At 63.0% G+C, this 19,740-nt stretch carries 20 protein-coding genes and 1 tRNA gene; 6 read left to right on the top strand and 15 right to left on the bottom strand.

Translation table 11 applies throughout. The features are described from left to right. Positions 1-45: 45 nt before the first annotated feature. Entirely contained in the window at positions 46-672 is a 627-nt protein-coding gene (locus CJ301_RS01205; protein ID WP_099273397.1) for a thiamine phosphate synthase, read from the top strand. Here CJ301_RS01205 and CJ301_RS01210 read toward each other — a convergent pair. The 3 genes from CJ301_RS01210 to CJ301_RS01220 form a co-directional block, all read right to left on the bottom strand. Further along, complete coding sequence (locus CJ301_RS01210; protein WP_099273399.1) at positions 648-1,523, bottom strand: lysophospholipid acyltransferase family protein; 876 nt, start codon at positions 1,521-1,523, stop codon at positions 648-650. The two genes, CJ301_RS01205 and CJ301_RS01210, sit on opposite strands and share 25 nt — an antisense overlap. Then, the gene (locus tag CJ301_RS01215; RefSeq protein ID WP_099273401.1) at positions 1,520-2,281 is read right to left on the bottom strand and encodes a GNAT family N-acetyltransferase; all 762 of its coding nucleotides are present in this window, start codon (positions 2,279-2,281) and stop codon (positions 1,520-1,522) included. Before CJ301_RS01215 ends, CJ301_RS01210 begins: the two co-directional genes overlap by 4 nt. A 158-nt stretch (positions 2,282-2,439) precedes the next feature. Further along, complete coding sequence (locus tag CJ301_RS01220; protein WP_099273403.1) at positions 2,440-2,625, bottom strand: DUF3553 domain-containing protein; 186 nt, start codon at positions 2,623-2,625, stop codon at positions 2,440-2,442. Positions 2,626-2,655: 30 nt separating this feature from the next. Between CJ301_RS01220 and CJ301_RS01225 the strand changes: the two genes are divergently transcribed. Then, positions 2,656-3,246, top strand: a complete 591-nt coding sequence (locus CJ301_RS01225; RefSeq protein ID WP_162620382.1) for a histidine phosphotransferase family protein — start codon at positions 2,656-2,658, stop codon at positions 3,244-3,246. Here the strand turns inward: CJ301_RS01225 and CJ301_RS01230 are convergent, their stop codons facing one another. The 7 genes from CJ301_RS01230 to CJ301_RS01260 form a co-directional block, all read right to left on the bottom strand. Further along, entirely contained in the window at positions 3,247-4,512 is a 1,266-nt protein-coding gene (locus CJ301_RS01230; protein ID WP_099273407.1) for a glutamate-5-semialdehyde dehydrogenase, read from the bottom strand. Positions 4,513-4,561: 49 nt separating this feature from the next. Beyond that, complete coding sequence (gene proB / locus CJ301_RS01235) at positions 4,562-5,668, bottom strand: glutamate 5-kinase (protein WP_099273409.1); 1,107 nt, start codon at positions 5,666-5,668, stop codon at positions 4,562-4,564. Continuing rightward, complete coding sequence (obgE, locus tag CJ301_RS01240; RefSeq protein ID WP_099273411.1) at positions 5,656-6,696, bottom strand: GTPase ObgE; 1,041 nt, start codon at positions 6,694-6,696, stop codon at positions 5,656-5,658. Before obgE ends, proB begins: the two co-directional genes overlap by 13 nt. A 103-nt stretch (positions 6,697-6,799) precedes the next feature. After that, positions 6,800-7,327: a GNAT family N-acetyltransferase gene (locus tag CJ301_RS01245; RefSeq protein ID WP_099273413.1), complete on the bottom strand. Its 528-nt coding sequence runs from the start codon at positions 7,325-7,327 to the stop codon at positions 6,800-6,802. Continuing rightward, on the bottom strand, positions 7,327-7,875 hold the full coding sequence (locus CJ301_RS01250) for a GNAT family N-acetyltransferase (protein ID WP_099273415.1): 549 nt from the start codon (positions 7,873-7,875) through the stop codon (positions 7,327-7,329). The genes CJ301_RS01245 and CJ301_RS01250 overlap by 1 nt, the downstream gene beginning before the upstream one ends. Before the next feature lie 155 nt (positions 7,876-8,030). After that, entirely contained in the window at positions 8,031-8,300 is a 270-nt protein-coding gene (gene rpmA / locus CJ301_RS01255) for a 50S ribosomal protein L27 (RefSeq protein WP_090109457.1), read from the bottom strand. A 12-nt stretch (positions 8,301-8,312) separates the two neighbouring features. Further along, positions 8,313-8,912, bottom strand: a complete 600-nt coding sequence (locus CJ301_RS01260; protein WP_099273418.1) for a 50S ribosomal protein L21 — start codon at positions 8,910-8,912, stop codon at positions 8,313-8,315. A gap of 216 nt (positions 8,913-9,128) precedes the next feature. On the opposite strand from CJ301_RS01260, the gene CJ301_RS01265 reads away from it, so the two are divergent. Next, positions 9,129-9,479, top strand: coding sequence for a hypothetical protein (locus CJ301_RS01265; protein ID WP_099273420.1), 351 nt, complete (start codon positions 9,129-9,131; stop codon positions 9,477-9,479). On the opposite strand, the gene CJ301_RS01270 is transcribed toward CJ301_RS01265, so the two are convergent. Next, entirely contained in the window at positions 9,480-10,313 is an 834-nt protein-coding gene (locus tag CJ301_RS01270) for a hypothetical protein (RefSeq protein WP_099273422.1), read from the bottom strand. Between the two features lie 161 nt (positions 10,314-10,474). On the opposite strand from CJ301_RS01270, the gene CJ301_RS01275 reads away from it, so the two are divergent. Both CJ301_RS01275 and CJ301_RS01280 read left to right on the top strand, forming a co-directional pair. Next, positions 10,475-10,564 (top strand) — tRNA-Ser (locus CJ301_RS01275). A gap of 315 nt (positions 10,565-10,879) precedes the next feature. Continuing rightward, the gene (locus CJ301_RS01280; RefSeq protein WP_254050025.1) at positions 10,880-12,196 is read left to right on the top strand and encodes a site-specific integrase; all 1,317 of its coding nucleotides are present in this window, start codon (positions 10,880-10,882) and stop codon (positions 12,194-12,196) included. Positions 12,197-12,305: 109 nt separating this feature from the next. Here CJ301_RS01280 and CJ301_RS18555 read toward each other — a convergent pair whose 3' ends face one another. Then, positions 12,306-13,037: a hypothetical protein gene (locus CJ301_RS18555; RefSeq protein ID WP_162620383.1), complete on the bottom strand. Its 732-nt coding sequence runs from the start codon at positions 13,035-13,037 to the stop codon at positions 12,306-12,308. A 65-nt stretch (positions 13,038-13,102) separates the two neighbouring features. Here CJ301_RS18555 and CJ301_RS01285 point away from each other — a divergent pair, with 65 nt between their 5' ends. Next, a complete protein-coding gene (locus tag CJ301_RS01285) occupies positions 13,103-13,366 on the top strand; it encodes a helix-turn-helix domain-containing protein (RefSeq protein WP_254050026.1) in 264 nt (87 codons plus the stop codon). Positions 13,367-13,491: 125 nt separating this feature from the next. On the opposite strand, the gene CJ301_RS01290 is transcribed toward CJ301_RS01285, so the two are convergent. From CJ301_RS01290 to CJ301_RS01300, 3 genes are all read right to left on the bottom strand, one after another. Next, the gene (locus CJ301_RS01290; protein ID WP_099273428.1) at positions 13,492-16,122 is read right to left on the bottom strand and encodes a DEAD/DEAH box helicase family protein; all 2,631 of its coding nucleotides are present in this window, start codon (positions 16,120-16,122) and stop codon (positions 13,492-13,494) included. Further along, complete coding sequence (locus CJ301_RS01295) at positions 16,119-18,011, bottom strand: DNA methyltransferase (RefSeq protein ID WP_099273430.1); 1,893 nt, start codon at positions 18,009-18,011, stop codon at positions 16,119-16,121. The genes CJ301_RS01290 and CJ301_RS01295 overlap by 4 nt, the downstream gene beginning before the upstream one ends. A gap of 124 nt (positions 18,012-18,135) precedes the next feature. Then, entirely contained in the window at positions 18,136-19,467 is a 1,332-nt protein-coding gene (locus CJ301_RS01300) for a hypothetical protein (protein ID WP_162620384.1), read from the bottom strand. Positions 19,468-19,740: the final 273 nt, after the last annotated feature.

A 19,740-nucleotide genomic window follows, 5' to 3' on the forward strand; every position in this document is an offset into this window, starting at 1 on the left:
CGAGGAAGCCGGATATAGGGCGGCCTCGAAGTGCAGGAGGCCCTCATGAGCGACCAAGACGACGCGCCGCAGATCTATCTCGTCACCCCGCCCGAATTCGAATTGTCGGAGTTTCCCGACCGGCTCGCCGCCTGCCTCGACGCGACCGAGGTGGCCTGCGTGCGGCTCGGCCTCGCCACCCGCGACGAGGACCGCATCTCCCGCGCCGCCGACGCGCTGCGCGAGGTCACCATCGCGCGCGACGTGGCACTGGTGGTCGACAGCCATGCCCGGCTCGTCACGCGGCTCGGGCTCGACGGCGTGCATCTGACCGACGGCGCGCGCTCGGTGCGCGCCACGCGCAAGGATCTCGGCGAGGACGCGATCGTCGGCGCGTTTTGCGGCAATTCGCGCCATGACGGCATGACCGCGGGCGAGCTTGGCGCCGATTACGTCTCCTTCGGCCCTGCCGGGGCCACCGATCTGGGCACCACGCCGCAGGCCGAGGCCGAATTGTTCGAATGGTGGTCGATGATGATCGAGGTGCCGGTGGTGGCCGAGGGCGCGCTCGATCTCGACGTCGTGCGACGCCTTGCGCCGCATGCCGATTTCTTCGGGATCGGCGAGGAGATCTGGCGCGAGGCGGACGCCGCCGAGACGCTGCGCCGCTACGCTTCGGCCATGGCGGGCTGAGCCGCCTCTTCCAGCGCGCCGGCACGTTCCAGCCCGGCGCGCACCTGCCCCTCGAGCCTGCGCGCCAGCGCCTTGCGATCGGGGTGATCGGCGACCCTGAGCGCCGGATGATAGACAAGCTCGATCCGCCCGTGCCGCCGTACCGACAGCATGCGCAGCATGTGCGGGCCGAACTCCATGTCGCCCCACCAGCCATAGAATCGTGGCTCCATGCCGTCGGGCGCGTGGTAGGCGACGCTGACGGGCTGGATCTCCAGATCCGGCTGGTCGGGCGTGAGAAAGGCCGCGAAGAGCGTCGGCTTGAAGGGCAGCACCCGGCGCCCGTCGGTCGAGGTGCCTTCGGGAAAGAACACCAGCCTGTGGCCATGCGCCAGCCGCTCGCGCATGAGCCGCACCTGCGCTGCCGCCTCGCGCCGCTCGCGGCGGATGAAGACCGTGCCCGTGGCGCGCGCCAGCCAGCCGATGCCGGGCCAGCCCGCCACCTCGGCCTTGGAGACGAAATAGACCGAGGCGCGCGCGTTCAGCGCGAAGATGTCGAGCCACGAGGCATGATTGGCGACCATCGCGCCATGCGCCTGCATCGGCTGGCCGGTGACGCGCAGCCGCAGCCCGAGGATCGCCAGCGCCGCGCGGCAGGCCCCTTGGGTGATGCGCGAGGTCAGCGGCCGGCTCAGCCCCCAGATCCGCCGCTCCAGAGGCCGCAGCGCCAAAGACAGCGCCAGCGCGCCGAGCATGACCGCCACCAGAAGCGGCCCGCGCCGCGCCACGCGCAGCCAGCCGCGCAGGCCGGGGCCGGTCCACTCGGCCGGGGTGGCGCCGTGCCAGGTCTGCGAAGCGGAGGCGTCGCTCATATGCGCGCACCAAAGCGGGCGCGCTGCGCGGCATGGGCGGTGGCAATGTCGAGGATCATGCAGACATCCGTGGTGTTGAAGGCGGCATCCGAGAACACGCCCTGCCCGACCTTTCCGCCGATCCGCAGATAGGCCTTGATCAGCGGCGGGATCACCCGCATCGCCGCCGCCCTGTCGAATTCGGCCGGGCCGGGCAGCGCGATGTCATGCGCCTGGCGGCTCGTGACGCGCAGCGCGGCGGGGGCGAGATGCTCGCGCTGCAGCAGCGCCAGCGGCGCGGCATGGGCCTTTGGGTCGGCCCCGCGAAAGGAGGCGGTGCCGAACAGGATCTCGATGCCGCGCGCCTCGATATGCGCGGCCAGCCCCTGCCACAGCCGGAACATCGCCGTGCCGCCGCGGTAGTCGCGATGCAGGCAGGAGCGCCCCAACTCCAGCAGCTTTCGCCCCGAGGCCCTGAGCGGCGCGAGGTCGAACTCGTCCTCGGTATAGAACTGTCCCATCCGGGCCGCGCCGGCCTCGTCGAGCAGCCTGTAGAGGCCGACGACGCGCGCGCCCTCGGGACGCGCCTCGTCGATCAGCAGGAGCTGCTCGGTGACCGCGTCGAAACGGTCGCGCTCGCGCCCTTGCGCGTGATCCACAAGTTCGCCGTCGCCGCCAAGCTCGCGGATGAAGACGTCGTAGCGCAGCCGCTCGGCCTCGGCGCGATCGGCCGCGTCGCGGGCGAGCCGCACGGACAGGATGGGAGAGGCAGCGATCATCGGCGTCGGATCGAGCTCGGCATCGGCGCCATTCGGATGGTCTCCGGATCGGATGTTGCTTCGGGGTTCTAGGCGCGGCGCGCCCGCTTGGCAACAGATCCCGCCCGGGCTGTGTCCTGAGTTGACAGGACAAGCGAACTCGCTACCGTGAGTTGCATTCAATCGCTGGCGGAAACGAGGACGAGCGCCACCCGGGAGCCATCGAGCACCACCTTGCCCGCTTCGCGGAAATTGACCGTGATGCGACCGGCGATGTTCGACTGGATCTGACCATCGCCCCAATCGGGATGGTCTGGATGACGCACGATCATGCCCGGCGTGAGAATGGAGTTCAAATCGGCCATCGCGGCCTCCTGCTGTCTTGGGACCATGTCATGACCGACGATCCGGATTTCGGCGCGCTGATCGCCTCACGCATCTGCCACGACCTTATCAGCCCGCTGAGCGCGATCGGCAACGGGGTCGAGCTTCTGGCGATGAGCACGCCGCCCGGCCCCGAATTGTCGCTCATTTCCGAAAGCGTCGAAAGCGCGCTGGCTCGCATCCGTTTCTTCCGCCTCGCCTTCGGCGCGGCCTCCTCGGAGCACCCTGTCGGGCGCGGCGAGATCGTCTCTCTGCTCGATGCGCTGTCGCGCGGTGGCCGGCTGCGCTTCGATTGGGAGGTCTCCGAAGAGCTCACCCGCGACCGGGTGAAGCTGGTTCTGCTGCTGGCCGCCTGTCTCGAAGCGGCGCTGCCCCATGGCGGGCGGATCGTCATCGACGGCGCCGCGGGCCGGCTGCAGCTGCGCGGTCACGGGCCGAGGCTGCGGATCGAGAAAGAGGCCTGGTCCCGGCTGCATGGCGAGACGGGGCCGGCCCTGATGCCGTCCGCCGCGCAGTTCGCCGTGGCGGCGGAAATGCTGCGCGACGCGGCCCGCCCGGTCTCGATCGAGATGGGCGAGCACGAGATCGCGATCCGGCTCTGATCAGCCGCGCACCGCGCCGTCACCGACGACGAGATACTTGAAGCTGGTCAGCTGCTCGGCGCCCACGGGGCCGCGGGCGTGCATCTTGCCGGTGGCGATGCCGATCTCCGCGCCCATGCCGAATTCGCCGCCATCGGCGAACTGGGTCGAGGCGTTGTGCACGAGGATGGCGCTGTCCACGCGCTCGAAGAAGCGCTCGGCGGTGGCCTTGTCCTCGGTCAGGATGCCGTCGGTGTGGTTCGAGGAATAGGCGCGGATATGCTCGATCGCGCCATCGACGTCGCGCACGGTCCTGGCGGCGATGTCCATGTCGAGATATTCGCGGCCCCAATCCTCGTCGGTCGCGGGCGTGGTGCCCTCGACACCCTGGAATTCGGGCGCGGCGTGAACGTTGACGCCCGCCTTGACCAGAGCGGCGACGATCTCGCGGCCGAGGCCGTCCTTCAGATCCTCATGCACCAGCAGGCATTCGGCGGCACCGCAGATGCCGGTGCGGCGGGTCTTGGCGTTGAGCACGACCTCCATCGCCTTCTTGGGGTCGGCGTCCTTGTCGACATAGATATGCACGATGCCTTCGAGATGGGCGAAGACCGGCACGCGGGCCTCGCGCTGCACGAGGCCGACGAGCCCCTTGCCGCCGCGCGGCACGATCACGTCGATATGGTCGGTCGCCTTCAGCATTTCCGAGACGGCGGCGCGGTCGCGGGTCGGCACCAGCTGGATCGCGTCCTTGGGCAGGCCCGCCTTCTCGAGGCCCGCCTTCAGGCATTCGGTCAGGATGGTCGAGGAATTGAGCCCCTCCGAGCCGCCGCGCAGGATCACCGCATTGCCCGATTTCAGGCACAGCGCCCCGGCATCGGCGGTCACGTTGGGACGGCTTTCATAGATCACGCCGACCACGCCGAGCGGCGTGCGCACGCGGCGGATGTTGAGGCCCGAGGGCATGTCCCATTCGGTCAGGGTCGCGCCGACCGGATCGTCCTGCGCCGCGATGGCGCGCAGGCCCTCGACGATGGCATTGATGCGGTCGTCATCGAGCTTGAGCCGGTCCATCATCGCCGGGCTGATGCCCTTTTCGGTGGCGAACTCCTGGTCCTTGGCGTTGGCGGCCTTGATCTCCTCGGCGCGCGCGAGAACGGTCTCGGCGGCGGCTTCGAGCGCGGCCTTCTTGGCCTCGGGCTTGGCAAAGGCCAACTCGGCGGCGGCGGCGCGGGCGCGCTCGCCGATGTCCTTCATCAGGGCGGGAATGTCGGTCTGGTCGGTCATGCGGGGCTCCTTTCGGAAGCGGGTTTCGGTTGCGGGAGGCGGGCCGGGCTCAGACGACCATGTCGTCGCGATGCACCAGCGAGGCGCGGCCCTTGTAGCCGAGCACCTTCTCGATCTCGTCGCTCTGATGGCCGCGCAGCTTGCGGGTCTCCTCGGCGGTGTAGCGCGTCAGGCCAAAGCCGACGCGCGCGCCGTCGGGCCCCGAGATCGCCACCGGATCGCCGCGGCCAAAGCGGCCCGAGACGCCGATGACACCGGCGGGCAGCAGCGAATTGCCCTCGGCCAGGGCGCGTGCCGCGCCCTCGTCGATGCGGATCTCGCCCTTGGGCTTCATCGCGGAGATCCAGTTCTTGCGCGCCGAATGCGGATCGGTCTGCGCCTTGAACCATGTAGAGTTGCACCCCTCCATGAGCTGTTTCAAGGGGTTGAGCGGCGAACCCAATGTGATCGCCATGTCGCAGCCCGCCTCGGACGCGACCTTGGCCGCCAGAAGCTTGGTGATCATGCCGCCCTTCGAGAGGCCCGACACGCCGAGCCCGGCCATGGCCTGGATCTCGGGCGTGATCTCCTCGACCACCTCGAACCGCTTGGCCGAAGGATCGACATGCGGGTTGCCGTTGTAGAAACCATCCACGTCCGAGAGCAGGATCAGCTGGTCGGCACCCACCGTCACGGCGACCTGCGCGGCGAGGCGGTCGTTGTCGCCATAGCGGATCTCGTCCGTGGCGATGGTGTCGTTCTCGTTCACGATCGGGATCGCGCCGAGCGACAGCAGCGTGTCGAGCGTCGCGCGGCTGTTGAGATAGCGGCGACGGTTCGTGGAATCGTCAAGCGTGACAAGGACTTGCGCCGTGATCTTGCCATGCGGGGTGAAGACATCCTCGTAAGCCCTTGCCAGACGGATCGCACCCACGGCGGCGGCGGCCTGGCTCTGCTCGACCGGCAATTCGCCCTCGGGCAGATGCAGCACGCGGCGGCCGAGCGCGATCGAGCCCGAGGAGACCAGCGTCACCTCGGTGCCGTTGTCGCGCAGCATCGCCACGTCCTCGGCCAGGCTGCGCAGCCAGTCCGATTTGAGCTGTCCGGTTTCCCGGTCCACCAACAGGGCAGAGCCGATCTTCACGACCAGCCGCTTGGCGTCCGTCAGGGTTGCCATGTCTTGTCATCCTCTTCCGGTAATTTCTTGTGGCGCAGGCGGTCCGCATCGATGCGCTCGCGCAGCGCGCGCAGCACCTCGGTCACGCCCTCGCCGGTGACGCCGGACATCAGCATGACCTCGCCGCCCGTTTCGGCCGCGAGCTCATCGGCCAGAAAGGCCCGCTCTTCCTCGTCCAACGCATCGATCTTGTTCAGCACCGTGATCCTCGGCTTTTCAGCCAAACCCCCGCCATAGGCATCGAGTTCACCGATGATGGTGCGATAATCGGCCATCGGGTCGCCGGAGGTGCCATCGATGAGATGCAGCAACACCGCGCAGCGCTCGACATGACCGAGGAACATGTCGCCAAGGCCCCGCCCCTCGGAGGCCCCTTCGATCAGGCCGGGAATGTCGGCCACCACGAATTCGACATTGTCGACGCCGACCACGCCGAGATTCGGCGCCAGCGTGGTGAAGGGATAATCGGCGATCTTGGGGCGCGCGTTCGAAGTCGCGGCGAGGAAGGTCGACTTGCCCGCATTGGGCAGGCCCAGAAGCCCCGCATCGGCGATGAGCTTGAGCCGCAGCCAGATCATCCGCTCCACGCCGGGCTGGCCCGGATTGGCGCGGCGCGGCGATTGGTTGGTCGCCGATTTGAAATGCAGGTTGCCCCAGCCGCCATTGCCGCCGCGCGCCAGAACCACGCGCTGGCCCACCTCGGTCAGATCGGCGATCACCGTCTCTTCGTCCTCGTCGAGGATCTCGGTGCCGACGGGCAGGCGCAGCACGATGTCGTCGCCATCGGCGCCGGTCTTCTGGCTGCCCTGGCCCGCCCGGCCGTTCTGCGCGAAGAAATGCTGCTGGTAGCGGAAATCGATCAGCGTGTTGAGCCCGTCGACCGCCTCGGCGATGACATCGCCGCCGGCACCGCCATCGCCGCCATTGGGGCCGCCATACTCGATGAACTTCTCGCGGCGAAACGAGACACAGCCATTTCCGCCCGAACCGGAGCGGATGGTGACCTTTGCGAGATCGAGAAATTTCATGGGTCGACGCCTCTTGCGGATAAGCGCTTGAGGTAGCCGATCAGGCCGCCCTTCTCAAGGGCGGGCATCCGGCGCGGGCCTGTGCCCCGCGCCGGACGATGGATCAGGAGGCGCGGCGGGCCTCTTCGCGGCGCGCTTCCCAGCGCGCGCGGGTGAGCCGCACCTTCTGGCCCGGCACGTCATGGCCCAGCACCGGCGAGGGCAGCATCTGCGGCCCCACCGGCTCGAAGCCGAGCTTTTCGAGCACCCGGCCCGAGCCGGGGTTCTCGTCGTAATAGCCCGCCTCGACCAGCTCCACGCTCGGATCGGCGAAATGCGCGGTCAGGAGCGCCCGCCCGGCTTCGGTGGCATAGCCCCGGCCCCAGCGGTCGCGCGCGAACCAGTAGCCCAGCGTCGGGTCGATCGCGATCACGCCGGCAAAGCCCGCATCGTCGAGCACGGCATAGGCCGGGATGCGGCCCGCCTCGACCTCGCCCGCGAACCATTCGGCATCGCCGGGGCCATAGGGGTAAGGCACGCGGCTGAGCCAGCGCGCGATCTCGATGTCCTGCAGCGTGGCGTGGATCACGCCCGCATCCTCCATGCGCACCGGCCGAAGATGCAGGCGTTCGGTCTTCAGTTCTGCTGTCATCACTCGATCTTCAGGGCATAGGTCCAGGTCGGCGCGGTGGCCCCGCGCGCGACCGAATAGGCCTCGGCATCGCCGAGATACTCGAAGCCGCAATTGGTCAGCACGCGGGCCGAGACGGCGTTGTCCTGAAACACCTCGGCAAAGATCTGCGCCGCGCCATGCGGGTTGGCCGCGATCAGCGCGCGCAGCGCCTCGGAGGCGAAGCCGGTGTTCCAGAAGGCCGGCGCGACCCAGTAATGCACCTCGGACTGGCCGCGATCCATGCGGGTCAGCGTGACGAGGCCGAGCACCTCGGCGAGCTGGTTCTCGGAGCCGTCGATGGCCCAGACATCCTCGGTCCGGTCGGGGCGCTGCGCCCGCTCGATCAGCTGCGTCACCGTGCCCGGCGGCAGCGGATGCGGGATCGAACGGGTGCCACGCGCGACCCGCGGATCGGCGCCGTAATGCGCGATCAGCCCCTCGTCGGAGCGGCGCAAGGGCCGAAGCTTGAAACGCTCTGCCGTGATGACGGGCTGTCCTTCGCTGACCTGGATATCGTTGCTCTTCATGGGCCGCCTCCTCCGCTTCCCTGCTGCTCGGGCCCCGGTTCTGCGCCGGGGCTCTTCGGTCGCCATGCTAGGCGAAACTTGTGTCCATAATGCGAACGGGGGACCGGTGTGTCACCGATCCCCCGCGCTTTGGTCTTCAGCTGAAGGGCCGGCGGTTACTCCGCGGCCTCGGCAACCGGGAGCACCGAGATGAAGGTGCGGCCCTTGAGACCCTTGTGGAAGGTCACGCGGCCCTCTTCGGTCGCGAAGATGGTGTGGTCGCGGCCCATGCCGACGCCCTGGCCCGGCCACATCTTGGTGCCGCGCTGGCGCATGATGATGTTGCCCGGGATCACGGCCTCGCCGCCGAACTTCTTGACGCCGAGACGGCGTCCGGCGCTGTCGCGCCCGTTGCGGGAGGAGCCGCCTGCTTTTTTATGTGCCATGTGTCTCTCTCCTTAGGCCTTGAGGTCCTGGGACTGGGCGACCCAGCCCTCTTTCTCGATCTTGCCCTTGAGGCCAAGCTCTTCGTCGTAGCGGGCGATGTCCGCCTCCGACCAGCCGGCGATCTGGGCGAAGCTGGTGATGCCGGCGGCATTGAGCTTCTTCTCGAGCGCCGGGCCGACGCCCGACAGCTTCTTGAGGTCGTCGCCCGAAGCGGCAGCGGGAGCGGCTTTCGCGGCCGGGGCGGCCTCGGCCGAGCGCGGCGCGGAAGCGGCACCCAGGGCGGCCTTCACGCCCGACTTGTCGGCGCCTTCGGCCAGCAGCTCGGTGACGCGGATCAGCGTCAGCTGCTGACGGTGGCCCTTGGTGCGCTTGGACGAGTGCTTCCGGCGGCGGCGCACGAAGTTGATGACCTTCTCGCCCTTGATCTGGTCGATCACCTCGGCCTGCACGCCGGCACCTTCGACGAGGGGCGCGCCGATGGCGTCGCCGATCATCAGGATATCGTTGAACTGGACGGTGTCACCCGCCTCGGCGGCCAGCTTTTCGACCCGGAGCACATCGCCCGAGGCCACTTTGTACTGCTTGCCGCCGGTCTTGAGAACCGCAAACATCTGTCGTTCCTTCGTATACCGCGTCGCTTGGGTCCCCCTTGCGGGGCGTTGCGGGGCGGATGCCCCACCGTCGGACGGCGCGCCCCGATCGGGGCAATCGTTGAAAATCCGCGGCCGCCTTGCGGATAGCCGCTCATCCCGAGACAAGGGGTCTTGCCGGGATGCGGGCTTATCGGCGAGGCGATGGCCCAAGTCAACCCCCGCGAAAGGAGCCCCATGCGCCCGCTGATCCTCGCCCTGCTCGCCGCCCTGCCCGCCACGCTGTCCGCCTGCGCGCCCGGCACGTCTCCCAATGCGCTGCCCGGGCTTCGCCCGACGCTCCTGCCCGCCCAGGCGCAGGACAATGCCCGCCGCGGCGCGGTCGAGCTTGCCGTCAAGGGGGCCTTCGAGCCGGTGATGTCCGACATCGCCGCCGGTGGCGGCCCCGCGCTCGAACGGGCCTTCGACGCGGCGGGCGTTCCGGCCGCGGACCGCCCGGCCCGGCGGCTGCAGCTTTCGGGCGATCTCGAGCTCTACGAGGCCAATCCGGGCGCGCTGGTCACCTCGCTGCTGCTCTGGGGGCGCTGATCAGATGCGCTGGCCCGCCATCAACCGCGCAGCACTCAGCCCCAGTTCGCGCGAGATGCCGATCAGCATCTCGTCATAGGCCGAAAACAGGGCCCGGTTGAGCGCGCGCCCGGCCGGCTCCTCGGAAAAGGCGATATAGGCCTGCAGGTCCTCGGCCGGGGCCGGGCCGTAGGCGAGGTTGAGGAAGGCATAGAGCCACTCGGTCGTGTCGCGCCGGATCTGCGGCTCCTGGGCCCAGACATCGCCGAGCAGCGCCGCCTCGTCCACCGCGCCGCCAAAGGCGCCGCCATCGAGCAGCCCCTGCGAGAAGGCGAAGCTGGAGTTCAGCGCCCCGGCCACATTGGCCTCGATCAGGTCATTGGCCTCGACGAAGCCGTCGATGAGCGCGAAACGCGCGGTCTCGTCATGCATCGCCCGCGCCGCCATCCGCTCGGCATCCGCTTCGACATGCGGATCGAGCATGGCGCGCCGGGCCGACGCCTCGAGCCGCGCCAGCCGCGCGCCGGGCCCCTCCTCGAAGAATTCGAGAATCGGGCCGATCGGCTGGTCCACCAGCCCCTCGGCGAGCCCCTGCGCCAGCGCGTCGCGCATCGCATCGGCATCGTAGATCCGCGCGACCTGCGCCGCCCAGCCGGTTTCGTCGCCATCGAACAGCTCGGCGCCCAGCTCGGCACCATAGGCCACCCCCTCCTCGCGCATCACCTCGGTGACCTCATCGAGCGCCAACGCCTCGACCAGCCTGTCGAGCTGCTGCGCCGGCAGGGCCGCGGCGGGCAAGGCGGCGATCGCGGCCACGGTGGCAAGGACGGTCAGAAGGCTTGCGCGGACAGGCATGGCTTTGGTCTCCCGGTGACATCACCCGGTGATAGGCGCATGGCCGCGCCATTCCAACAGATCCGTGCGGCTTGACGCGACGGTCGCGCGAAGTTTGCGAAATTTCCGCCATCCGGGACTTGCGCCCGCCCGCGCCACTGGCTAAACGCCCCACAGACCGCGGAGAGGTGCCGGAGTGGTCGAACGGGGCGGTCTCGAAAACCGTTGAGCCTTCACGGGTTCCCAGGGTTCGAATCCCTGTCTCTCCGCCAAATGGTCTAAAATCAATGACTTAAGACTTCGGGCAGCAAGTGCGACACCAAGTGGAGCACTAGCCCATGAAGTTGTCAGCCTACCTTTCCCCATCAAGACACGGCATCTACTATTTTCGCTGGCCTTTGCCCGTTGCTGAGGGTCAAGCCCGCAGAACCGTAAGGCTTTCGTTAAGAACTAAATGCCCTGATAGGGCTGGCGACCTGGCCCGCTATCTTGCATCCTGTGGCCGATTGGTTCGGGACGACGAGACTTTGACAAGGCTCAGACAAAACGAGATACGCCAGAAGGTCACAGACTACTTCAAGGCGCAATTGGACCAGTATCTGGACTGGCTAGATAAGCGTGGCCTGTCCAAGAACGCTTTGGCCGATGCCCGCGAGGAAATGCTAGACCATGATTGCTTGGTCGACCTTCAATCGGTGCATCCGCAGTATCTACCTATCGCCCGGTTCAAGCGCCGTATGGAAGTTTCCGACGCGTCATGGGACGCCAGCCTTCCCCAGATAGCGGTTGAACTGAGGAAGGGCCGCCGGGACATGCTCCGAGACGTTCTGAGCGCCGCTGAGAGTCTTGAGGGCTATTCTTTCACCGAACCCGCCCAGACCGCGCCGAAGCCACCACAGGCCCGCTCTGCGTCTCTGAGCGCAACCATCGCGGATTTCAAAGCCGAACATGGGCCGCAATGGTCGCAGGAGATGCGGAACAAGGCGGATGCCTACCTTGCCCTGCTGGTGGAGCATTTTGGACCGGATCGCCCGATGGACCAGATCAGCCGCCAAGACGCCGCTGACATGAAAAAGCTGGTGCAGGCCCTACCCGCCAACCGCAAGACCAAGCCCGAAACCCGCGACCTGAGTTTGCAGGACGCCATCGCCGTTCCCGGCCTGCCCAAGATGGGCGTGAAGACCGTGAATAGTTACATCGACATGTTCCGCCGTTTCTGGGACTGGGCGGAACGGCATGGGCGCGCGCCTCACAAGTTGTTCGTCGGCATGAAGGTAGCGAAGGCCAAGCAAGCCGCCGAGAAGCGCAAGGCGTACAGCAAGGAACAGTTTTCGAGCCTCTACGCCGAGTTGACTGAAAATCGTTCCGGGTTGGTCAAGAAAGACGATCACAGGTGGGGAACGCTTCTCGCCATGTTTACCGGGGCACGCTTGCGGGAAGTTGCGCAACTGGTGCCGTCTGATGTACAGAAGGAGGGCGGTATCTGGTATATTGACATCAACGCGGATGGTGAGAAGAAAAGCCTGAAATCGCCTGCCGCCAAACGCCGGGTGCCCGTCCATTCGGAGTTGATCCGGCTTGGCTTTCTCGAATGGGTCGAAGGCTGCGCCAAGCAATCCCGCTTGTTCATCTCGTTCACACACAACACCAAGGAAGGCTATGGCCGCAATCTGGGTCGCTGGTTTGGCACCTTCCTTACCAAGATCGGCATGAAGGAAGACGGTCTTGTCTTCCACAGCCTGCGCCACACTGCCATTACCCGGATGCGACAAGCCAGTATTGAGTTGTCACTTGTGCAAGAGATCGTCGGGCACGAGCGCGACACCGTCACAGACGGGTACTTTGGCGAGGGCTACACGCTGGCCCAGAAGAAAGACGCCATAGAGAAAATCACCGCGCGTTAGGCTTACAGCACCAATCGTCTGCCGAAGGCCAGAATGACGGAGTGGGGCCATCCCGCATGGCCCCTTCCACCATGTAGGCAAAGCGATCAGCTACATCTGACGCGCAAGGCTATTCTACTACGGCCATGCAATCATTGAACATTGCAACGTCTTTGTGCTGTTCAAAGCGGGCAAAGCAATGGTCGAAAATAGGCGTGCAAGAAAGGTGGTTCGCGGGCGTACATCTGCTCATACCGCTTATCGCTACGGCGGCTCTTAACTCATGCCATGCCTGATCCTCGGGTGACACGGCAGCCGTGATTTGTATGGCATCCTCAACGGCATTGTGCAGCCCGGACAAATCCCAGCAAGTATCTTGCTGGCCACTGAATGTGAAAAACCTAGCGCAAAGCGTCTTACTATTCAGAATGTCACGAAACGTCCCTGCATACGCTGTCGGACCGTCGCCGTGCCAAATACTGCCAGTGACAGTTCGGCCGTCCGTGAAGCCCGTTTCCTTCGGGTTCAGCGTATCAGGCAGTTTGATGTCTGAGCCGCGACCTTCATTGCCACGATACAGAGCTACCAAACCCGAACTTATCAAGCGTTCCGGGTTTTCTTCGGGAAGAGCTAAGTAGATACGAACCCGGCGGTCAACGTCACGATAAAACCCAGCGACAAAGCCGTCCGGATTTTGACTGATAGCGATGGTTGTACGGTGGTCGGAAGGTGGCACAGGCCAGTTGTGAACGGACAGCCATTCATCTGCGACAGCACTCGCAGCAGGAACAGCCACAAGGAATGCTGACAAAAGCCAGCGGGCCAAACCGCGTGGCCTTCGGCTGGCGTCTTGGGATGTCATTGAACGTGTCCTTGTTTGCATCTGAATTTTAGATATCCAGTTTTGAGAAATAGTCAACGCGCCCAGTGCAACAGCATGGGGCATTCATGCCTAAAACTCTTGAAGATCAAAGGCATGATGCTTTTATCCACTATCTTGCCGAGAAGCGGGCCGAGGCAGGCTTGAAACAGGTGGAACTTGCGGAGAGGATGAAGGTCTATCAGTCCTTCATCGCGCGGCTGGAAAGCGGTCAACGGCGCGTGGATGTGGTGGAACTGGTCAAGCTGGGCGAGGTTCTGGGCTTCGATCCGACCGAGATCGTGGGCAGGCTGGCGAAGATGTCGGACTGAGCCTGCACCGACCCCGGCTTATTTGCCCCAGTAATCTTATTTGCCCCAGTAATGGGGAACCATTCCTTAGACCATCAGTCCCGCACACATAGGCAGGTCCAGACATATAGACAGGCAAGATCAGACTATACGTCCAGCGCCTCAGTCTCGAATGCGGCTTTGAAGTCGGTATTGGTCTGCCCCGTCTCATTGAAGAAGGGCAGTCCAAGAACGGTATAGTCACGGCCTTGGAAAACCGTTTCAAGTCGGGCCTTGGTTTTCACTTGCTCAAGAAAGCCCTGCTTCCAGTCGTCTTGCGGGCGCAACTGGTCGCCCTTCGGCTCGATGAATAGCTGCAAGATCGTGCTGGCTTCCTCGTCCTTCTTCCTCAAAAACAGAACGAAGTCGGGTTCAAAGGCGCGTCCGGTGTCGAAGTCGTACAGCTTCACCGCCTTCTCGTTCCGCAGCAGGTAGAAGTCATCATAAACGCCGCGCAACCAGGCTTCTTGATCGTGAATGTATTTGATGAAGTGCTTTTCCTGATCGGTCCCGTAGCTGTCGTCATAGGCGTGCCAGTCTTTGCCGCTCAGGTCGATCTGGTCCAGCCCTGGAACGTTGCTTTCGGTCCAGCTTTGCCCGGTCTCGCCTTCGATCCGCAGTTTCAGCACCTTGTCGGTGAAGCGGTCCTTGATGGGATAGGGCTTGAAGTCCTTGGTGCCGATATACTCGACACTTTCGCGTTTCACGCCGCTTTCGATCTGGTGCAGAACGTATTGCGCGATGTCCAGCTTTTGCCGCGCAGTCAGGTTGTCTAAGTCATCGGGCAAGCCGCGTACGCTCACTATCACGCCGCCCAGATAGGTGACAGAGGTAACAAACTGTGAGGAGCTGGCAAGTTGCGGGAAGTAGTCGCGCAGGTTGGCGAAGTGGAAGAAGTCGTTGGCGTCCATCGCAAAGCCTAGAATGGCCCTGCCGAAATCGGCCAGCTTGAAGTCGCGGGACACAGGTTCCTTGCTCGACGGTTTCAGCGTCAACTGTCCACCGCCAAAGGCAGAGGCTTCCGTCACCCGGCCTGTCATTAGGTTGGGATATGTGAACGGGCCTTCGATCTTGTAGGCGTCCAGCCCGGCCACACCGTCGCGCGGGTTGCGCACCCGATCATTCGTCCAGACGTATTCCCTCACATATAGGGAGGTTTGCTTGAAGCTGTCCTTAAGCCGTAGCCGCACCGTCCGGGCCGTGTCGTCCAGCATCCCGGTTTCACGCAGAGCGTTGCGGATGTCTTGGATGTACTTGGGATTGTGCGAGCAATGGTAATGCAGTTCCTCCAAGATGCGCAGGGGCGTGTCCACCGCACTGTCGTACTTGCGCTTTTCCCGTGCCGCGTCGGGCTGGTCTGGGGCTATGAAGGGAAAGTACCGCGCCCCGCGCCCGATCAACTGCGCCTCGGCCATCGTGGTCTTGCCCACCTTATTGGCCTTGCCGTCACGGGTATCGTACAGGCGCACGATGTCGAACAGGTTCAGCACGTCCCAGCCTTCGTTCAGCTTATCGACGGCAAAGATCACCCGTATCTCGTTGCCTCGGTCCTCCAAGGCGTTCAACTCGATCTGTCTGTTTTCCAAATCCTTGGGGTTGTTGACGTTCACCACCTTCTCGGGCGCAAAATCCCCCTGTAGCTCACGGGCGAAATCCGCGCCGCTCATGGCCCTTTCGTCCATGATGAAGGTAAAGGCCCGCGAAAGCGTTTCATCGCCCTCAGAGGCCGCCCTGAGCGCGTCCAGCGCCTCGCCCGTCAGCCCGGCCACCATCGCCGTAAACGCGGCCTCGTTATCGCCGCTGTCCTTGATCGTCTTCGACTTCATCAGGATCACCGGCTTGCAATGCAGCCCGTGCGACTCGGCCACCTTGCGGCGGTACTGGCTCAGAACCATCGCCTGCATCATCCGGGCCTCCGGCGGCAAATCGGCCTGCCGCAACTCGATGTCCTTGGAATAGCCGTCTTCCCGAAACTGCCGCAGCGAATAGTCGTACAGTATCTTGTCGGCATACTTCGCCCGGATCGCGTCATTGCTCAGGTCCACGGTCGCGGTAAACTCCAACAGCATGTTCTCGGGATGCTGGCGGAAAATCTCGGATACCGTGCCTTCCCAACTGGCCTTTTCCTTCGCTTCGTCCTTGGTCAGCTTGTCCTTGCTCTTGGTCTCGGCGTTCAGGTGGTGCGCTTCGTCCGAGATCATCACCACCTTGTAGTCGCGGAAGTCCTCGATGGTGACTGCGTTCTCTTTCGGGGCCTGCATCCGGGTGTGCAGCCCTTGAATGGTGGTGAAGTGGATGTTGATCGCGTTCGTGTTCACCGCGTCGAAAGTGTCCACCGCGCGGATGTCCACGGGCTTGTCATCAATCCGCACAGAGGGCGCGAACAGGTGCTTGGCCGATGCGGGGTTGAGGAAGTTTTCCTTCGTTTTCTCGATGATCTGGGCAGAGTTCACGAAGAACAAGAAGTTGCGGTAGCCGCGCCGGTAAAGGTCTAGGATCAGCGCCGCCATCAGCACCGTCTTGCCGCTGCCCGTGGCCATGTGGAACAGCAGGTGCGGCGCCTTGGGGCGTGCCTTGTATTTGTCCATGTAGATCAGCCAGCGCTCTAATGCCGTTCGCTGGTAGGGCCTTAGAGAGATATTGCTCGCCAGATTGTCTGTGATTGCATCCGGGATAGCAGACTCAAGATCTGCAAACTCAATAGCGGCGTCGATGCGTTCGGTAAGGGTCTGACTCATGCGTCCAGCCCATAGAAAGAGCGTGTAGCTCGGGCGTCTTCGTCGGAGATGTCAAAGTCCGCATCGCCAAGGGAGCCGAGATTGACATAAAGGTGGTTGGCATCAAGGCAGTCCATCAACACACGCTTAGCCTCGTCCAGCGGAAGTGCTGCGAAGTCATCGGTATCGAAGGCGCTCAGGTCCACGTCATAGCGTAGATAGCCGGTGGCCTGCATGTCGGCATGGATGGTTTGCAGCGCGGCCATATCCGGGGCTGCTTCGATCCGGTCGGCAAAGGCAGAGTTTGAAGCCGCGAGTTCGGCATAAACAAACGATCCGCCGCCCTGCCACTCGATGGCTTTGGAAATGCCGCCCTGTTCGCCTTCGATGACTTTCTTAAGGCGTTCTGCGGTCAACTTGCGAACATAGTCCATTTGCTCAATAGCGAGCCATCGACGCTGCATCTTTGCCGCGACAGCGGCGAAAGTCCCGGAACCAACAAAGAAGTCAAGCACAAGGTCGCCCGGCGATGTAGTAACCTCAATAATCCGCTGCATGAGTTTTTCAGGCTTGGGTGTCGGAAATGTGTCCCCTAACCCAAATGCCATTGCCTCACGCTTCGCATCTTGATTGTCGCCAGCAAAACTTCGAAGCCAAAGCGTCTCAGGTACAATACCACTCTTTACTTCAGACAAGAACGACTTCTTCCTGGGCTTTTCCATCTCGTGATTTGGCCCCCACCACAACCGCCCATCTTCAATGTTTTTCATTGTAGTTTCACGTTCGCTAGCCCACACTCTCGATCTTTCCGGCCAGACTTCTTTGCCAGTGCGAGGATGGGTGATCGGATAGAAAAGATTGGGGCGCTCATCGGCGGTCTTGTTGCATGTGTAGACCACAGATTGCCAAGGTCCGCGCGGGTCGTTGTCAGGATTCTTGTAGTTCGAGAGTTGCCCCTCATCTCGCTCGACAGGGTTAAACCCCACTGACTGGATGTCTTTCACGAATACTAAGAGGTGATCGTGGCTTTGACTAAAACCAGTCGCATCATTTTGCTTTGCATATTTCTTCTGCCAGATAACATTCCCTATGAAGTTATCCCGGCCAAACAGCTCATCCATCAACACTTTAGCATAGTGTGCTTCGCCATCGTCCAAGTTGACGAATACTGTGCCATCGCGACTTAGCAACTCCTTCGCCACTTCCAGCCGGTTTCGCATGAAGGTCAGCCACGCTGAATGGTTGAAGCGATCATTATATCGGAAGCCGTCATTGCCGGTGTTATAGGGTGGGTCGATATAGATCAGCTTCACCTCACCCGAATACCGCTTCTTCAGCGAGTGCAGCGCCAGCAGGTTGTTGCCCTTGATAAGCAGGTTGTCATCCTGAGACACGTCCCCTACGGGCTTGGCCTTGCCCTCCGCCACGGCCTCGGCATCCCAGCGTTGCCACCCTGTCAGCACCTTGGGTTCGAACAGCCGCGTGATGTCGTCCGGGGCCAGCGTCGTGTTCCAGAACACTTCGTTGCGGCCCCGGTCCTCTTTCGTCATGCCGCCTTCCAGCACGCAATCCTTGTAGGGCCACGCCAGCACCACGTCACGCGACTGGCTCAGGTAGTCGCCGCGCCCGTCCGTCAGGCCGATGCGGTTCTTGAAGGCGGTGTAGCTGTCGGGAAGGAACGCCTTGTTGGACACGAAATCCTGAAACTTCACCTTGTCGAAGACCAGCGCGTCCGCCACCTCGGTGAAGAAATGCGCCTTGATCGTGTCGGACTGCATCAGCAGTTCCAGCAACCGTGCGTCCATGTTCAGCGCCGCCTCGATCACAGCATTCTTGAGGATCGCCCCGTCCGAGATGAACGCCTGTTCGGCTTGGAGAAGCTCCGTGAGGTCATCGAGAAGGTTCTGCATGGATGGTTGCCCCCGTGTTCGTTTTTTCGCACTTTGTGCCTGACGGGACAGGGAAAATCCAGACGCGACGAACCACGAGCCTTATTTGCCCCAGTAATGGGAACATTGGGTTTACAGGGGCAGGTCAGCGCAGGGCATAGGACCGGGTGACTTTAACTGGGGGAACCTGCCCTAGCCTTGCCTTGAAGGTGTCCTTCATCACCTGCACCAGTTCCCCTTCCAGATGGGCCTGCACAATGAAGGCGTCATGTATGGGCAGGATCGCATGGCCCTGCCTGACAAAGTGCAGCATGATCTCTTCCGCCAAATCGCTTTCCAGCCGTTGCAGCGTCATGCCCTTGTCGGTGCCCAGCATGGCGGACACCATCGGAAAGGCGTCCAGTACCTTGTTACGGAAGTCCTCTGCCGTCATTCCCCATCGAGTGCTGTTGAAGTCGCGGGGTTCTTCTGTCGAGCCCGACTTGGAGTTGAGAAGGGCGGCAAGCGTAGCCTTGGCATGGTCCCGCAGCTCCTTGGGTGCATTCGCCCCCACGATGGGAGAATAAGGGTCTTCCGGTATAGACTGGCCCGCCTCAGCTAACAGCACCGCCGGGTTGAAGCCCCGGAAGTCTGCTTCGATGGTGTGCTGTCCGTCTATAGTGATCTTGGCCCGTGCATTGCTTTTGACGTTCTGCCACCACCCGCCGTAGAACCTGCCACCGTGGTCGAAGTTGCCCCGATTGAATACACGGTGCAGGCGAACCTTGCGGCCTTGGTATTCGGATTTTCGGTCATGGATAGTAAGGGGGCGGGTCGTTGCTATGTCGATCGTATCCAACTTCGCGTTGATTTCGTCCAGTCTCGCCCGAAGGTCGTCAATCTCGGGTGTGTCGTCATAGCCGCACAGACGGTCATTATGATCTTTCAATCGAACGGCTTCCCTCCCCCGGTACACTTTGAAATCGTCAAAGGTCCAGTCTTTGACTTCCAGTTCCTTTGCGCCTGCCTCCGTCAAGGCAAAGCGGCTTGTCTGACTGTCGCCCGGAAGATTATAACCTTTTTTGACCAATTCGATATGGCCACATTTGACAAGCCAGTCTTGCACGGTCCTGAACCGGTCAGCGGTCATATACATGGGCCGGTATCGCCTTTCCCGGTCCAATGCCCCCTTGCTACGGTACATACCTATTGTAGTGGGCCATTTGTTGCACTTGGCCCGCATCAGGTTCGCAAGAATTGCACTACCACAGTCCCAAAACTTCTGTTGCGTGTCGGTGCTTGGTTTGCGCACGGAAAAAGTCGCCATCCACGCTGCGCATACGTCATCCATCAGTAGGTCTATGAGGTTTTGCGCATCCGGGTTTGATGCAGACAGATACGGTTCAAACGCCCATGAGTTGTCCCCAATTTGGTTGGGCAACTTTGCGGCCAATGCCTGGGCTTTCAAAGCAAGTGCAGACTTAGGTTCATCAGTCATCGTAAAATTTTGACACAGTTTTTCGTGGCCCGATACATATAATAGCACGCGTTAACTTCCCCCATACCCCGCCCGCGCGGCAGGGGTACGCCCCGCCTTGCAACCCGGCAACACTATAGGACAGAAGAAGCGCCAAGTGGGTCGGCATCCGGGCCACGCATAAAGGCAAAGACGCGCTGAGGCGCGACCCGCCCCCCACTATAGGACGAATGGATAACCAAGGCGGCATCCGTCCCACCTATAGGCGGATAGAGAGCCACCCGATACGACACC

The organism is Limimaricola cinnabarinus (assembly GCF_002723615.1).
Taxonomy (GTDB): domain Bacteria; phylum Pseudomonadota; class Alphaproteobacteria; order Rhodobacterales; family Rhodobacteraceae; genus Limimaricola; species Limimaricola cinnabarinus_B.

Excerpts from the sequence above, each read along its gene's own strand:
- CJ301_RS01205 (WP_099273397.1), top strand. The coding sequence starts at position 46 with ATGAGCGACCAAGACGACGCGCCGCAGATCTATCTCGTCACCCCGCCC.
- CJ301_RS01210 (WP_099273399.1), bottom strand. The coding sequence starts at position 1,523 with ATGAGCGACGCCTCCGCTTCGCAGACCTGGCACGGCGCCACCCCGGCC.
- CJ301_RS01215 (WP_099273401.1), bottom strand. The coding sequence starts at position 2,281 with ATGATCGCTGCCTCTCCCATCCTGTCCGTGCGGCTCGCCCGCGACGCG.
- CJ301_RS01220 (WP_099273403.1), bottom strand. The coding sequence starts at position 2,625 with ATGGCCGATTTGAACTCCATTCTCACGCCGGGCATGATCGTGCGTCAT.
- CJ301_RS01225 (WP_162620382.1), top strand. The coding sequence starts at position 2,656 with ATGACCGACGATCCGGATTTCGGCGCGCTGATCGCCTCACGCATCTGC.
- CJ301_RS01230 (WP_099273407.1), bottom strand. The coding sequence starts at position 4,512 with ATGACCGACCAGACCGACATTCCCGCCCTGATGAAGGACATCGGCGAG.
- proB (WP_099273409.1), bottom strand. The coding sequence starts at position 5,668 with ATGGCAACCCTGACGGACGCCAAGCGGCTGGTCGTGAAGATCGGCTCT.
- obgE (WP_099273411.1), bottom strand. The coding sequence starts at position 6,696 with ATGAAATTTCTCGATCTCGCAAAGGTCACCATCCGCTCCGGTTCGGGC.
- CJ301_RS01245 (WP_099273413.1), bottom strand. The coding sequence starts at position 7,327 with ATGACAGCAGAACTGAAGACCGAACGCCTGCATCTTCGGCCGGTGCGC.
- CJ301_RS01250 (WP_099273415.1), bottom strand. The coding sequence starts at position 7,875 with ATGAAGAGCAACGATATCCAGGTCAGCGAAGGACAGCCCGTCATCACG.
- rpmA (WP_090109457.1), bottom strand. The coding sequence starts at position 8,300 with ATGGCACATAAAAAAGCAGGCGGCTCCTCCCGCAACGGGCGCGACAGC.
- CJ301_RS01260 (WP_099273418.1), bottom strand. The coding sequence starts at position 8,912 with ATGTTTGCGGTTCTCAAGACCGGCGGCAAGCAGTACAAAGTGGCCTCG.
- CJ301_RS01265 (WP_099273420.1), top strand. The coding sequence starts at position 9,129 with ATGCGCCCGCTGATCCTCGCCCTGCTCGCCGCCCTGCCCGCCACGCTG.
- CJ301_RS01270 (WP_099273422.1), bottom strand. The coding sequence starts at position 10,313 with ATGCCTGTCCGCGCAAGCCTTCTGACCGTCCTTGCCACCGTGGCCGCG.
- CJ301_RS18555 (WP_162620383.1), bottom strand. The coding sequence starts at position 13,037 with ATGACATCCCAAGACGCCAGCCGAAGGCCACGCGGTTTGGCCCGCTGG.
- CJ301_RS01290 (WP_099273428.1), bottom strand. The coding sequence starts at position 16,122 with ATGAGTCAGACCCTTACCGAACGCATCGACGCCGCTATTGAGTTTGCA.
- CJ301_RS01295 (WP_099273430.1), bottom strand. The coding sequence starts at position 18,011 with ATGCAGAACCTTCTCGATGACCTCACGGAGCTTCTCCAAGCCGAACAG.
- CJ301_RS01300 (WP_162620384.1), bottom strand. The coding sequence starts at position 19,467 with ATGACTGATGAACCTAAGTCTGCACTTGCTTTGAAAGCCCAGGCATTG.